Below are 14,192 nucleotides of genomic sequence, written 5' to 3'. Positions count from 1 at the left end.
TTTTTTTCGTTTTAAAGACATCCATCCTTATAGGATAGATGCCTTTTAAGTGGGATGATTAACATCTTACATATTTACGTTTAAAGCCAATTCTGCCTCGCTCTATTTCCTTTTGAATTGTTTCATAAGCATTTAGCTGTGTGCTTTTCTTGTTGTCTCGCTTCATTTCTACAGGACCAATCGCCTGTGCGGTTGCTACTGCTTGTTCGTGGAGCGGCACATAGGAAATAGCCACTGTATATAAAAAATTATTCATGGCCGATTTTGTACGTTCGGGTACGTCGTGGATGGAATTTTTCACGACTTCCAGCATGTTAGCCAGCTTGCTCTCGGAAAATTCGCTATCCTTGCGATTCCCTAATAGCCAGCAATAGCAGCTCCAGCCCGCAGACATTTTCAGTTCCTCACCACTGGCAATCCACGCATCCGCCACCTCCTGAGCAATCGGTGCCTCTGCTAAAGTAACCGCTACTACATAATCCGACAGCATATAAAAATAAGCTGCCTCCATCCATCGATTAAAATCTTCCACAGTCATGGCTTTTGGATCTGCTATGATGCCAGCAAAGTACATCGCATCATAGTTGCCAGTAGCATAAAGCTCTTCTGCTAGAGCCTGATCGATTTTAATTTTCTTCGCAATAGGCTTCATAGCACCTGTTGCCACACCAAATAACGGCTCATGGGCGCCATTTGACATATACATTTTTTTCGTCCGTTCCTTGCCAAGAGCCTCTAGCTCCTGCATCACCAATTCAGCATTCATAATAGCACTTCCTTTTTTTCTGTTTTCTAGATTATTTTTATTATCCTATAAAGAATGTCTTTTTGTAATGGATTAAAAGCATATCATATTAGAATATAAAATATCATATCTGAATATATTTTTGTCAGTCATTTTATATTGAAGGAAGTACCTATTTCCAATTAGCTAGAGCCTATTCCAAATAAACATAAATTGAGCTGCATCCGATTCAAGGGCAATTTGATGATAGTCTGTTGAATCATCATCTGTAATCAAGCGACCTTTTTGCACGTTTAAAATGGCATGTTTAACAGAGTCGGGATGTTCAATCGCATAGTGGGAGTCTTTTAGAAGAGTGAGGGCAGATCGACATTTATGTTTATCGATGCGCTCATTTTTTCCTTTAAAATACAGCTTAATTAAATAGGGCACATCGTCAATGATTAAACCAAGCTCAGGATTGGAACGCACAATTAAATCGTCACAATACCAATTCGCCTTACCTGGTTCAAACCACTGTACGTTTTTATTTTTTAAGAATCTTATATAGGCTTTGACGGCTTCTTGGTAATTTTTCTGGCGTGCAGGAAGGGCGTTATCCACGATGTCGAGTAAATAGGTATCATTAAAACGATGTTCATGGTATTTTTTTAATCCATCACGCAAGGCTTTCCAATAATCTTTTATTGGATGGTACTCTCCCTGATATTTTATATCCTTCACAAACTTTGTCTTTGCTGCACTTCCCTTCATTGTGAAGTCTGTAAATTGTGTTAAACCAATAGATGGCTTTGTGAGCGTCGTCATTTTTCCATCACCCTTCTTTCATCATCGATGACATACTATAGATTAGTATTATATTGGAAAGGGTACATGTATATGATTGATGGGCTTGTTAACAATCAGCTCCTAACAGTGTTCTATTACAATAAGAAAATCAATTTTTTAAAAAAATATGTTTAGATGTGTTTTGACTGGGAATATAAATAGCGAGCTAGTAAAAAGCTCAAAAAAATATTTAGGAGGAATAGAAATGGCTAACAAGCAAAACAATCGCAACAGAAACAACAATGAAAACATGACTGTCGAAGAAGCGGGACGTAAAGGCGGAGAAGCTACCTCCAGAAATCATGACCGTGATTTTTATGAAGAAATTGGACGTAAAGGCGGAGAGGCTACGTCTAAAAATCATGGACATGAATTTTATCAAGAAATTGGTCGCAAAGGTGGAGAAGCTACGGCTGAAAACCACGGCGAAGAATTTTATGAAGAAATTGGCCGCAAAGGCGGAGAAGCTACCTCTGAAAAGCACGACGACGATTTTTATGAAGAAATAGGACGTAAAGGTGGAGAAGCACGCAGTAAACAGCGTAGTAACAACTCCAACGGCAATCAAAATCGTCGAAATAACAACAATAACTAATCACTTTTAAATAGCTTGAAACCCTTCACACACAGGGCGTTTGTAGTTTTAAACTACAGGCGCCTTTTTTGTTGTTAAGTTCCTCTCAATCCACAGGATAAATTTGTTGAATTTCTCCTAATTGTAGTATATATTTAATCCGCTTCTATTTGTTTTTAGAGGAAATGAGGATAGAGAGAATGACACAACTTAAAGAAAAAGAACTATTTCAGGTAATTCAATCCGTCGTGCAGGCTGTGAACATGACGGTCAAGATAAAACAAGATGATTCAGGTATTAATATGAGCTATAACTTTATTGGGGATTATGTAGGATTTGATGCGAAACGATTAGTAGAGGCAAGAAATGAACTAATGCTTCCAACTTCACTTGAAATTTATGTCAAAACAATGACCCTTCATGAGCTAGGTCATGCAGTGGATCGACAAGCATTACAGGCGTCACTTCCACGTACAATTGAAATCTTTACGATGAAAAAGCAACATGCCTTAAAAGAAATATATCGTCAGGAACAACTACTAGCCATGCTGATTGAAGAACATGAAATGAATATTCAATTTGAGCAAACGGCTTGGGAAAATGCATGGATGCTTAACCATACACATCACTTAGTTCCTGAAAAGGACTTTGACTATATCAAACAGCATAGCCTAGCGACCTATCAGCGTTTATATGAGCAAGATTTACAAGCTTATCACCATCTTTTGAACCAGCAGATGGTGCAATTAGTTTAGCTAGAAATAATCATTTCATACCGTCGCGGGAATAGATCAAACCAAATAGGGCAATGTAATACTACTTGGAGGTGATCATTTTGACAAAGGGCAAGCAATATAAACGTCAGTCAGAGTTGGCGGAATTAGCGACAGATTTAAGTCCAGATGATTTAGATGTGCGCGAAGAAAATGCTCTAACACAAGAGCAAAAGAAAAATTCGAGCGAAGGAAATCGTTCAAAAAAATCTTCCACACGCAAATCGCAATCATAACGTAAACACCACAATCATTTCCGATTGTGGTGTTATTTTATCTATTGCCACTTTTACATAGAACTGTACTACCGAGCGTTGATTTAATGTTACAATTTATAGAATGAATGAAAGGGGCTGGAATAAATGATTTTATTTATCGTATTTGTTGGAGTTGTCGTTGTCATAGGCATCGTCAGTAATGCAAATAAAAATCACAGCAAGTCAAATGAGCACAATCACCATATCCATTCCACTAACGAATTTTCAACAAATGATGCATATCTTTCCTCCCAGGACAGCCAACAGTGTGCTGATTCTAGTGCTACTACGAGTGACTCATCCTGTGGCTCCGGCGGGGAATGAAGGTGCCCATTCTGAATTATGGAGATATTGCTAGTAAATTGGCTTACGAGGATTCAAAGTAATCGAACTAAGAGCAAATTTTTTATAACGTGATCAAAAGCGGAGGAGGTCTGTTTTGCACGATCTCTTCCGAAGTACATATGTAAAATATCATCACCTCACCACTAGTAACTATTGTTACTAGAGAAGTTGTGAACTGTTCTTTAAGATATAGCGAAAATGAAGCAACAGGCGTAAGATAGAGGAATAGATAGAGAGAATTTGGAGGTAGTAGTTGATATGATTCGATTCGAAAATGATTATGCAGAAGGTGCCCATCCACAAATTTTGCAGCGGTTAGTGGCTACAAATGAAGAACAATCTCCAGGGTATGGTATGGATGAGCATTCCGAAAAAGCAAGAGCCTATATAAAAAAAGCGATTGCAGCGGAGCAGGCAGACATTCACTTTTTAGTTGGTGGTACACAAACGAATACAACCGTGATAGCATCTATTTTGCGTCCTCATCAGGGCGTCATTGCTGCGAGTACAGGGCATATTGCGGTGCATGAAACAGGAGCTATTGAGGCAACGGGTCATAAGGTACTGACATTACCTAGCGATGATGGCAAACTAACTGCTGCACAGGTGAAAGCCTGCTATGATGCGCACTGGCTGGATAGCACTCATGAGCATATGGTGCAGCCAGGCTTAGTGTACATATCACACCCTACAGAAAATGGCACGACCTATAGTAAGGCAGAATTAACAGCCTTACGTGAAGTTTGCCGAGACTGTGACTTACCACTGTTTATAGATGGTGCTCGTTTAGGCTATGGTCTAGTGGCACAAGACAGTGATTTATCTCTCGCTGACATGGCTCAGCTTTGTGATGTATTTTATATTGGTGGTACTAAAATGGGTGCATTGTTTGGAGAAGCAGTCATCATCGTGAATCCTGCGTACCAAAAGGATTTCCGCTACATGATTAAGCAAAGAGGAGGGCTACTTGCCAAAGGTCGATTATTAGGCATTCAGTTCGAAACGCTATTTGAAGATACGCTCTATATGGATATTTCGCATCATGCGGTAGATATGGCAATGATGATACGACAGGCATTTCTTGATAAAGGCTTCGCAATGCGCTATGATTCAAAAACAAATCAGCAATTTCCAATTTTACCAAACCATCTACTTCCAACGTTAGAAGAAAAATATTCCTTCTCTATTTGGGAAGCATACGATGATACCCATACGGTTGTGCGCTTTTGCACAAGCTGGGCTACGACCAAAGAAAATGTGGATCGTTTAATAGACGACATCTACCGTTTAATATAATCAATCAAGCTGCACCTTCCGTCAAAGGGTGCAGTTTTTTCCTATTATTCCCTAACTCTTGCTATACTATAAATAACAGGAAAGGTGGAAGCGAATGACTAAATACGTAGCACTTTTAAGAGGTATTAATGTAGGTGGGCACAATAAATTAAAAATGGCCGAATTGAGAGACGCGCTGCAACCACTGGGGCTCCAAAACATTCGGACATATATTCAAAGTGGCAATATCCTGTTTGAATCGAGTGAATCAGAAGAATTTTTGCAACAGCAAATTCAAGAGACCATCCAAAGTACCTTCACTATCACGAGTACAGTAATTATCCGTACAGCTGAAGAATTCCGCTCTATTGTGAACAATTGTCCTTTCTCAGAACAAGACTTAGCAGATGCAAGTGCTACAGCTACAGGGGAAAGTCTCCATGTTGCACTACTTTCAACAGTTCCAACTGAAGAGAACGGAGCTAAGTTATTACAATATGTAAGTGAAAAAGAGCGCTGCATTATCAAGGGGAGAGATGTCTATCTGTTATTTCACGATAGCATTCGCAATGCCAAGCTTAGTCAACAACTGCCTAAGCTAGAGGTGCCCGCTACAGCTCGCAATTGGAAAACGATGATGAAGCTTGCGACAATGGTTGGTGAGTAGGGAAACTCATCTTTTCTAAAAGGAGGCGTGTTTGGATGCGACGGGATCAAGTAGGTTATTTTATTTATCCTTTTTTGTACTTCATTGTTAGAACAATGAATCAATGGAGGAAGCATGAGCCGATTGCATGGGGAGAAAATGTGACGATGATGGTCATCACAATGGTCATCATCTATTTCTTTGTTTGGATGTGGAATTGGTCCAAAAAGCCGTATCAATGGAGAAAGAAGAATAATAAAGAAACATAAAGCAAGAGAGCAAATTTCATTATTGAAATGATGCTCTCTTTTTTTTACTTAAACTTTTCAGGTTTTGTGGCTTTAATAGAGGCAATTTCTCCACATTGGGTATAGACAGTGAAAATAAGGGGTGAACCTGAGGAAAAGATGGTATTCACGGGTCTTAAAGCAGCATAGCCATCTAATTTCCCTTCAGAAAAAGATTGACTGCCACAGGCTTTACAACTATATGTATTTGTTTCCATATTCTCACCTAGTAATGTAAGTTTAAGGAAATTATAGCATAGAAAAAACTACAGCGATATGCATCACTGTAGCTCAGAATTGGTTGATACCCCTTGAGGTTTTCTAAAGTATTATAACATAACAACTTATTCATTGTATAGATGAAGGAAAATATATAAATGTTGCGACTTCATTTGACTTTATCGAATTGGCTATTTGAACGAAAAGATTGGGTGTTTCCTGATTCGTGCTATCTTTATAAATGCCAAGAAGATATCAAAATAAATCCCTTTACTACCATCTTGCAGTGTATACGCTTTTCCTGAAAATATGCTATTTAACTGCGTTATGAACATAGAGAATGTTTAATGAATCATGTATGCCCTCTTCATGATCTTTGTAAAATTAGCAAGTTTACAGTAGAGCTATAAAAATGCTAAAGGATATTAGTTTAAAAATAAATAGTTTAATGTTAAACTATTTTACGTCAGGAGAGCTGATTTGCTCTTTTTCGTGTAATTTGAAGGAGGAATTGAAGATGAATCGAGTAAAAAATAAAGTGGCATTAGTGACAGGTGGAGCTTCTGGTATTGGTTTATCAGCAGCTAGCTTGTTAGCAAAAGAGGGCGCAAAAGTAGTCATTGCTGATTTTAATGTAGCGGGTGCTAAAGAAGCAGCAGCAACTTTAGTCAATAATGGGTATGAGGCAGCAGCCGTTTTCCTTGATGCAGGGGATGCTTCCTCCATTGAAGCGGCCGTGAACTTCACTGTAGAACGATACAGCTCATTAACGGTGCTCTTTAATAATGTTGGTCTAACTAACCTGAAGAAAGATTTAGATATATTAAATATTGATTTAGATGAGTGGGACCGCTTAGTCAATGTGAATTTAAAATCCATATTACTAGGAAGTCGTTTTGCCATTCCACATATGCAAAAAGCGGGCGGGGGCTCAATTATTAATACGGCTTCTATGGCTGCATTCGCCAGTGACCAAATACGTACAGCCTATGGGGCAACAAAAGCAGGTGTGGTGAATATGACGAGAAACATTGCCACACAATTTGGGAAAGATCATATCCGTTGTAATGCGGTTGCACCAGGTCTTATATTAACACCTGCCGCGAAAAACAATATGCCAGAAGAAATGCTGGCCATTTATGCGAAATTTAATGCACTACCATATCATGGGGAAGCGGATGATATTGGTCATGCAGTTGTATTTTTAGCCTCTGACGAATCAAAATTTATGACTGGTCAAACACTGCAAATTGAAGGCGGACATTACCTCGCTAACCCAACCATCGCTGATACTAATAACTGGCTAGCATCTTTATAGTTAATAAATAAAAGAGGTTGTCTTAAAATAGACAACCTCTTTATTATTTGGCACAAGCTTAGCTACATTTGAGGAGCTTCCAACCCAAACTGAGCCCATTCCTCTTTCGCTGGACCATAAATACCTGGAACAGTTAAACCAGCCTGACGCATCAGAACCGTCATTTGACCGCGATGATGACTTTGATGCTGTAGTAAAAATAATAACAGGGAACCATTGGGCATTTGTTGACCAATAAATTCAATCGTTTCAGTCATTGTCTTGTCAGTCCATTGCGATTGTATCGCTTCCACAAAGGCTTCACTCGCTTGGTGATAGCCATCTGCAATGAACTGAGCAGAAGTAGGAACTGGAAAATCCTTTGCTGGGGCTTCAAACGCTAAATTCGAATTCGAGGTAATAATTCGAATTGCAGTAACCGTGTGCCAAGCAACCCGTCCTAAAGTCCAGTTTTCGGGAGTGATTGTCTGATGTAGCGATTCATCTGTAAGGTGATTAAGTAATTTTTGCGTAGCAGCGGCTTCAAATGCCCAAGACTGTAAAAAATGATCGATTGTTTGAAACATGAAATCCCTCCAAAAATAGCCTATGATGTATTATTTTCCTATGCTCCTAAAAGAAAAGCAAGATAAAGCACTGCATAAAGGGGAAGGGCAATAGAGAGCAGGATGTACATGCTCCATTCACCAATCGATAATTTTCGTTGCCACCTTGTTAATTTTAGCTGTCGACAATAGATCATACTAGCAAGTAAAAAAATTAATAAAGTAAAATCCTTTAAGTTATCTAAAAAGATGTTCAGAATATCAACTCCTTTAGGCATTTGCAATATATGTGCCAACAAGACGTTCAATGACCATAAGCTGAGCCAACATAAAAAGTGCGTCTCTATCTAACATAGAAACGCACTTCGATTTATTCGTCTCGAATGACAATAAAAACGCCACTAAAAATTAATAGGGAGCCTATCCAAAAGGAAAGCCCAATCGTCTCTCCCAATAAGAGCCAGCCTAAAAATGTGCCAACAATTGGTTGAAAGAAGAAAAATAAGCCGCCACTAGACGCATTCATTAGTTGAAGCCCTTTATTCCACAATAAAAAACCACCAGCTGTTGAGATAATGCCTAAGTAAAGCAAGCCCCCTGAAATGGTCGGCTGTAAAACACTTGCCAGATCTAAATTCTTTAGCCTTGGAAGGACAAAAGGGGTCAATAACATCACGGCAATCATAGATGTATAGGTTGTGACAACAATTTGTGAGTAATGGCTTGGTACCTTTTTGACGAATACCGACATCAATGCCCACGTTAAGGCAGCAAGCAGTAAATAGAGTCCACCTAATTGCTGTGTCACATCGATTTGACCATTGCCTACAACGATCCCGACACCAATCGTGGCAAGAGCGATAGACAAGCATTTTTTCAGCGTAATGTTTTCTTTTAAAATCAAACGGGCGAAGACAACCATAAAAGCAGGGGTTGTAGCAGTAATAATTGCCCCCATCTGCGCGGTGGATAGCATTGTGCCCATTTCCTGTGTCACAATTGAAATCGTGTTCCCAATAAGGCCAACAAGAAAAATGATCAGCCAATCTTTTTTAGCTATTTTCCAGGATTGCCTCATCATGATCCCAATGATCCCGAGTGCAATCACCGCGATCAAATATCGCATCCAAACAAGCTCTAATGGTGGCACAACCTCCACCACTACTTTAACAACTACATACATGGCACCCCAAATACTCGCAGCAAGCGATAAAAAGATGGCACCGATTATTAGATTTCTCATGTTTTTTTCCTCCGTTTTCATAGATACCTATGCCCTTAACGGAGAAAAAGCGCTTCTACCGTTAAGGAAGAAGAAGTGCTGGTACGTCCTGTTCAAATAATGGAGCAAACATCATAATAATCCCACCATCCTCAAGTCATTTTTTATTAGTATAATAGAATACACATCGTTTTCATAGGGAGATTTCATGAAAGCAAAAGAGGGGGGGATGAAAATGGTAATACTTCAATACGAGATAGAAGAGAAGGATTTGCCAATCATAAAGGAGGTCTATCAATCTGTTGGGTGGATGAAACATGATGAACAGATTATCAAACAAGTTTTCGATGCAAGCACACATCAAGTTTTCGCCGTGGTTGATGGAAAAATAGTGGGCTTTGCTAGAGCTTTGTCAGATGGCGTATTTAATGCCGCCATTTACGATGTGGTTGTGCATCAAGCCTATCAAGGCACAGGGATTGCACGTTTACTTCTGGAGGATATGATCGCACAGTTAAGGGAGGTATCCTGCATTCAGTTAATCGCCACAACAGGGAATGAACCGTTTTATGCAAAAATGGGCTTTAGAAAATTGAAAACGGGTATGGCCATCTATAAAAATCAGCAACTAGCTCAAGAATATCTGGATTAAAGGAAAAGGTCGGAAACCCACAAATGGTTTCCGACCTTACAATTTTATTTCATTATAATTAGACTGGATGAAATAGCTGTTAGTGGATACCTGCTTATAGTGCCCTACATTCCACTCATTCAAGTCGATTAAATCCTTAAGGAATTTGGGGACAGGGCAATTCCAATCTACATTTGCTATTGTTAGTGGGAAATTATCCTCAGCCGGATTAGGTGTATGGATATTAACTGAATCCAAACCAGCATCCTCCTCTACAAACTCCATCCATATTTGATAAGGTTTTCCGAATGTCGAGAGCCTTTCTGATAAGCGGTTATATAGGGCTATATGTGCTTTGATGTGCTCTCTTCTTATCTTTAAACCATCATTGCCGCACCCGTAAAAATCAAGGTGAGTGTGCCACAAATTAAACCAACCTTCTTCGTCAAAGTCTACAATAGATAGCTCTGTTGTTATTTGTCGCCATAAGTTACGGAAATAACGCCTTTTCCCACGAAACTTTTTCAAATTACTGTTCCTCCATTTAAAAAGCTGTTCCTTTCATTGCGTTGCCTTTTATTAAAATAAAGGCTTTGGCAATCCACTAAGATGCGCGATAACAGAGATTTGCCCAACATGGTAAGCTTCATGTGAGTAAACATGATGAAACAACCAGTTAAGTGTAGGGACGGAAGGTGGCGTCCAACCATCGGAAAACTTTGGCACCTCGACTATTTCATTGAGCTGCGATTCGTCTAATGTATGTAGAATGTCATCCGTATAATTTCTAATTTGAATATAGCTATCTAGTATTTCCTTAGGCGAACAATCATCGTGAAGGTTTAATATACAAGGATTTTTAAGTCCAATTTCATTCACCCAGTAGTCTTCGCTACTTGATAAATGAGAAATAATCCATGCTACATTATTTGGATAAAAATCAGATGTCTTAAACCAAAACGCCTCATCAAGTGTGCTTAGGTAAGGTATTAACGTTTTCCTAAGATCATTACGATATGGAAATAGCACATCTATACATCCTTTCATTTATTAATAGGTTTATTGTATAGGAACAAGCACGGGATAGGAAATGAATCCTTTTTTCTCAGATTAAAAGAGGTCTGGAATATTAAAAAAATCACCTAGAGGAAGGTGATTAAATCGGATTGACTTTAAGTTCTCTTAGAATTAAAAGAACGCCCATTCCATACACAATAGAAATGGCTAAAGGTACAAGTGTGAAGGCTTGATCGACAAAGAAGCCACCTAAAATCAGAGCAGAAAAGCAGACGCCTAGAGTCACAAATAAATAAGCCTTACTTTTATAAATCCATATGTATGGCAGAAAATGAGAGCCTGCAAGTAAACCAATTGTAAAGGGAAGATATTCAGGTATGTTCATATACACAATGATAAATACAGGTATGTAAAAAGCTTGAGGAGCGGCAACGATTCCTCCTAACGTCCCTAAAGGATTGCCAGTAGCGTTTAAATTAATCCCAAGAATTTTACTAATACCTAAACCGATAGGGAAAATGGCACCTAAGCCAAATATCCAACTTAAACGAACTGCTTCGATTGGCAAAACTAAGGGCATTAGAGTAAAAAGTAAAAAGACAACCGCACCAGAAAGTAAAATGGGAAATCCCTTTTTTACTTCAACGATCATTTCCTTTTGTAAATCTTCCAGTGTTTTATCCATCAACGCACCATCCTTCATGAAATAAATAGAATATAACCTATAATATACCAGTATATTTCTATTTTTACCACAGATGATTTGAAATGGAATTTTCCTTTATCTTTCTTACGTTATAAGTACCTATGGAGCATTTTGGGATTGGGAAATGAAATAGTCGTCACCTTCTATAGAATGGTTATTACCTCTAACAAAAACGCAATTTACTCAAACATCATGCATGTTTAAAGGTTACTCGCTTTTTTTTTGTCTCAATGTTAGCATTGTAGAATATTGGAGGTATCATATGGGACGAGATAAAAAATTTTCTGAACAAGACCTTTGGCATCATACGCATCAGCTTTTGCTATCTGTTGGATATCAAGGGTTTACAATGAGCTTGCTTGCACAAAGTATTGGCGTATCAAGGGCCGCAATTTATAAACAATATCCAAATAAAGAAGAACTTATTATTCAATTTATGGTTTGGCAAATGGAAAAAAGCATCGAGAACCTTTCAAATGTTAATTTTTCGCAATCATTTGAACAACAGCTTGAGGACTTACTTGTTCGTATGTTTGATATGCGCGACCTACATCAAATTTTAGGATTCGCCTCACAAATTAATGACGTATCGCTAGTTGTGAAGCAAAAAAAGGAAGTATTAAATAACATGCATGGTGGACTTTACATACCACTTCAACAAGTAATTAAGCAGGGTAAGGAAGAGGGGATAATTGCAGAAGATCGTAACAACTTTATTTTGCTTAGCTTCATTTTTCAATTGATTGACATGCCAAACCATCTCAATATGCCTATAGAAAGCTTTTTAAAGGAGATCAAACTGCTTATTTTACATGGTATTTCAAAATAAGTAACAAGTATGTCACTTATTTTAGTTACACATGTGTAACTTTTGTGTATAATGAAAAAGAATTCATATTTAGCAGGATTCAATCTTTGCTCATATGAATTCTATTTCTAATATGGAGGCTACATCATGTTTTTAGCACTAAAAGAATTAAAATATGCGAAGTTCCGCTATGTAATGATGACCACAATTATCATTTTAATCGCATGGCTCGTGTTCATTTTATCGGGACTTGGCAACGGTTTAGCGACTTTGAGTGCCGCTACACTGAAAAATATCGACGCAGAATACGTTGTCTATGAAGAAACAGCAGGGGCTACATTCGCAAAATCGATCCTGTCAGAAAATCTGCAAGATGATTTAGAAAAACAAAAAAATGTAGATAAAGTCGCTGCGTTTGGCGCTTCTACAATAGCAGTCGGCAAAACAAAGTCAAAAGATGCAGATTCGAAGGAAGATGTCGCATTTTTAGGCGTTGAGCCAGACGCATTTTTTATGCCAGAGGTAATCGAGGGTGAAAAATTATCATACGACAACAAAAAAGGTGTTGTTATTAACGATACGTTAAAAGAAGCAGGCTACAAGATTGGTGATATTTTACTAGTAGCAAACTCTGACATGAAATTAGAAGTGGTAGGTTATGTAAAAGGAGAAACCTATAATCACTTACCTGCTATTTTCACAGTACTAGAAAACTGGCGTGATTATCAATATGCAGCTCCTGGCTCTGATAATGATACGGACAAGGCTGTACAAGCTTTCTTCCTAAAGGCTCCTAACTTAGAAGATCCATCTACTATCGATAAAGCCGTAAAAGATGTTGAAACGGTTACAAAGAAAACAGCAATCAACGGTATGCCTGGTTATAAAGAAGAAAACGGCACTATTATGATGATGCTTGCTTTTTGTATCGTTATCTCTGCATTTATTATTGCTGTATTCTTCTACGTCATTACAATGCAAAAGACACAACAATTTGGTGTCATGAAAGCAATTGGCGCTAGCAATGGTTTCATCGGTAAAGCAATTGTTGCACAAGTAGCGATTCTATCAGTATTAGGTATCGTTATTGGTATCGTCTTCACATACTTAACGGCTAAAATTTTACCAGAGGGTATGCCATTTGACTTAGAACCGACCTTAATCATTACCTATGCGATTGTTTTATTAATTATTGCATTATTAAGTTCAATTGTTTCTGTACGTCAAATCGTTAAAATCGATCCATTAACAGCATTAGGGAGAGTGGAATAAATGGCGCTATTATCATTACAAAATGTTTCTAAAAGCTATAAAGAAGGCGCTAGCACTGTCCAAGCATTAAAGCAAGCAACACTTGAAGTAGAAGCTGGGGAGCTAGTAGCCATTATCGGTCCATCAGGTTCGGGTAAAAGTACACTACTTTCAATTGCAGGCGCTCTATTACAGATGTCAGAGGGGACTGTAGAAATTAACGGCAGGAATATTGTTCATCTTTCAGCAAAACAATTAGCAAGTTTCCGTTTAAAAGAGCTTGGTTTCATTTTACAAACATCTAACTTAGTACCTTACTTAAATGTACTTGATCAATTACTACTGGTGAAAAAAATGGGTGGTAAAGTGACAAAAGATGATAAAGAGTTTGCAAAGCAACTACTTACAGAGCTTGGCTTAAGTGATAAATGTAAAAAAATGCCGAATGAATTATCAGGTGGTGAGCGTCAACGTGTTGCGATTGCGCGCGCATTCATGAATAACTCAAAAGTGATTTTAGCCGATGAACCAACTGCTAGCCTTGACTCTAAACGGGCACTTGAAGTCGTAAAGCTTCTTGCCAAAGAAGCAAAAGAACGTAACAAAGCTGCCATAATGGTAACCCATGATGAACGAATGCTACAGTTCTGTGACCATGTATATCGTATGGAAGATGGCGTGCTCACGCAACAATCTTAATCAATACAAAATAGAGGCTGGTATAAAACTCTAGCTTTCATCAAAA

At 38.3% G+C, this 14,192-nt stretch carries 19 protein-coding genes; 11 read left to right on the top strand and 8 right to left on the bottom strand.

The genetic code is table 11. From position 1 onward, the window contains the following. Positions 1–58 precede the first annotated feature (58 nt). Positions 59–766 carry a DNA alkylation repair protein gene (locus HXV90_RS05785; RefSeq protein ID WP_048393848.1) on the bottom strand — a complete coding sequence of 236 codons (708 nt, stop codon included), beginning with the start codon at positions 764–766 and terminating at the stop codon, positions 59–61. A 165-nt stretch (positions 767–931) separates the two neighbouring features. After that, complete coding sequence (locus HXV90_RS05780; RefSeq protein ID WP_066038480.1) at positions 932–1,552, bottom strand: hypothetical protein; 621 nt, start codon at positions 1,550–1,552, stop codon at positions 932–934. A 226-nt stretch (positions 1,553–1,778) separates the two neighbouring features. On the opposite strand from HXV90_RS05780, the gene HXV90_RS05775 reads away from it, so the two are divergent. The 6 genes from HXV90_RS05775 to HXV90_RS05750 all read left to right on the top strand — a co-directional run bounded on the left by HXV90_RS05775 (position 1,779) and on the right by HXV90_RS05750 (position 5,712). After that, positions 1,779–2,168: a KGG domain-containing protein gene (locus tag HXV90_RS05775; RefSeq protein ID WP_066038479.1), complete on the top strand. Its 390-nt coding sequence runs from the start codon at positions 1,779–1,781 to the stop codon at positions 2,166–2,168. Between the two features lie 179 nt (positions 2,169–2,347). Then, complete coding sequence (locus HXV90_RS05770) at positions 2,348–2,902, top strand: integrase (protein ID WP_269898599.1); 555 nt, start codon at positions 2,348–2,350, stop codon at positions 2,900–2,902. A 71-nt stretch (positions 2,903–2,973) separates the two neighbouring features. Then, positions 2,974–3,156, top strand: coding sequence for a hypothetical protein (locus HXV90_RS05765; protein WP_269899027.1), 183 nt, complete (start codon positions 2,974–2,976; stop codon positions 3,154–3,156). Positions 3,157–3,780: 624 nt separating this feature from the next. Continuing rightward, complete coding sequence (locus tag HXV90_RS05760) at positions 3,781–4,818, top strand: threonine aldolase family protein (protein ID WP_269898598.1); 1,038 nt, start codon at positions 3,781–3,783, stop codon at positions 4,816–4,818. A 94-nt stretch (positions 4,819–4,912) separates the two neighbouring features. After that, a complete protein-coding gene (locus HXV90_RS05755) occupies positions 4,913–5,464 on the top strand; it encodes a DUF1697 domain-containing protein (RefSeq protein ID WP_048393839.1) in 552 nt (183 codons plus the stop codon). Positions 5,465–5,499: 35 nt separating this feature from the next. Next, the gene (locus tag HXV90_RS05750; RefSeq protein ID WP_048393837.1) at positions 5,500–5,712 is read left to right on the top strand and encodes a hypothetical protein; all 213 of its coding nucleotides are present in this window, start codon (positions 5,500–5,502) and stop codon (positions 5,710–5,712) included. A gap of 44 nt (positions 5,713–5,756) precedes the next feature. On the opposite strand, the gene HXV90_RS05745 is transcribed toward HXV90_RS05750, so the two are convergent. Further along, entirely contained in the window at positions 5,757–5,948 is a 192-nt protein-coding gene (locus HXV90_RS05745) for a hypothetical protein (RefSeq protein WP_269898597.1), read from the bottom strand. 518 nt (positions 5,949–6,466) lie between these two features. Between HXV90_RS05745 and HXV90_RS05740 the strand changes: the two genes are divergently transcribed. Beyond that, entirely contained in the window at positions 6,467–7,267 is an 801-nt protein-coding gene (locus HXV90_RS05740) for an SDR family NAD(P)-dependent oxidoreductase (protein ID WP_269898596.1), read from the top strand. A gap of 62 nt (positions 7,268–7,329) precedes the next feature. On the opposite strand, the gene HXV90_RS05735 is transcribed toward HXV90_RS05740, so the two are convergent. Both HXV90_RS05735 and HXV90_RS05730 read right to left on the bottom strand, forming a co-directional pair. Next, a complete protein-coding gene (locus HXV90_RS05735; protein WP_269898595.1) occupies positions 7,330–7,833 on the bottom strand; it encodes a DinB family protein in 504 nt (167 codons plus the stop codon). Between the two features lie 349 nt (positions 7,834–8,182). Further along, positions 8,183–9,055 (bottom strand): DMT family transporter, encoded by an 873-nt coding sequence (locus tag HXV90_RS05730; protein ID WP_112117954.1) that lies wholly within the window; start codon positions 9,053–9,055, stop codon positions 8,183–8,185. A gap of 214 nt (positions 9,056–9,269) precedes the next feature. Here HXV90_RS05730 and HXV90_RS05725 point away from each other — a divergent pair, with 214 nt between their 5' ends. Next, positions 9,270–9,686: a GNAT family N-acetyltransferase gene (locus tag HXV90_RS05725; RefSeq protein ID WP_269898594.1), complete on the top strand. Its 417-nt coding sequence runs from the start codon at positions 9,270–9,272 to the stop codon at positions 9,684–9,686. 36 nt (positions 9,687–9,722) lie between these two features. Here the strand turns inward: HXV90_RS05725 and HXV90_RS05720 are convergent, their stop codons facing one another. From HXV90_RS05720 to HXV90_RS05710, 3 genes are all read right to left on the bottom strand, one after another. Continuing rightward, the gene (locus HXV90_RS05720) at positions 9,723–10,193 is read right to left on the bottom strand and encodes a hypothetical protein (protein WP_269898593.1); all 471 of its coding nucleotides are present in this window, start codon (positions 10,191–10,193) and stop codon (positions 9,723–9,725) included. 51 nt (positions 10,194–10,244) lie between these two features. After that, positions 10,245–10,694 (bottom strand): DinB family protein, encoded by a 450-nt coding sequence (locus HXV90_RS05715; protein WP_112117957.1) that lies wholly within the window; start codon positions 10,692–10,694, stop codon positions 10,245–10,247. 127 nt (positions 10,695–10,821) lie between these two features. After that, positions 10,822–11,367, bottom strand: coding sequence for a DUF7010 family protein (locus HXV90_RS05710; RefSeq protein ID WP_048393824.1), 546 nt, complete (start codon positions 11,365–11,367; stop codon positions 10,822–10,824). Positions 11,368–11,650: 283 nt separating this feature from the next. Between HXV90_RS05710 and HXV90_RS05705 the strand changes: the two genes are divergently transcribed. The 3 genes from HXV90_RS05705 (at position 11,651) to HXV90_RS05695 (ending at position 14,146) form a co-directional block, all read left to right on the top strand. Next, positions 11,651–12,217, top strand: coding sequence for a TetR/AcrR family transcriptional regulator (locus HXV90_RS05705; RefSeq protein ID WP_048393822.1), 567 nt, complete (start codon positions 11,651–11,653; stop codon positions 12,215–12,217). A gap of 126 nt (positions 12,218–12,343) precedes the next feature. After that, a complete protein-coding gene (locus tag HXV90_RS05700) occupies positions 12,344–13,468 on the top strand; it encodes an ABC transporter permease (RefSeq protein WP_048393820.1) in 1,125 nt (374 codons plus the stop codon). Further along, the gene (locus HXV90_RS05695) at positions 13,469–14,146 is read left to right on the top strand and encodes an ABC transporter ATP-binding protein (protein ID WP_112117959.1); all 678 of its coding nucleotides are present in this window, start codon (positions 13,469–13,471) and stop codon (positions 14,144–14,146) included. Positions 14,147–14,192: the final 46 nt, after the last annotated feature.

This window comes from Lysinibacillus sp. JK80 (assembly GCF_027557635.1).
Taxonomy (GTDB): domain Bacteria; phylum Bacillota; class Bacilli; order Bacillales_A; family Planococcaceae; genus Lysinibacillus; species Lysinibacillus capsici.
The sequence above is the reverse complement of the archived record's forward strand: the minus strand, read 5'-3'. Positions and strand labels throughout refer to the sequence as shown.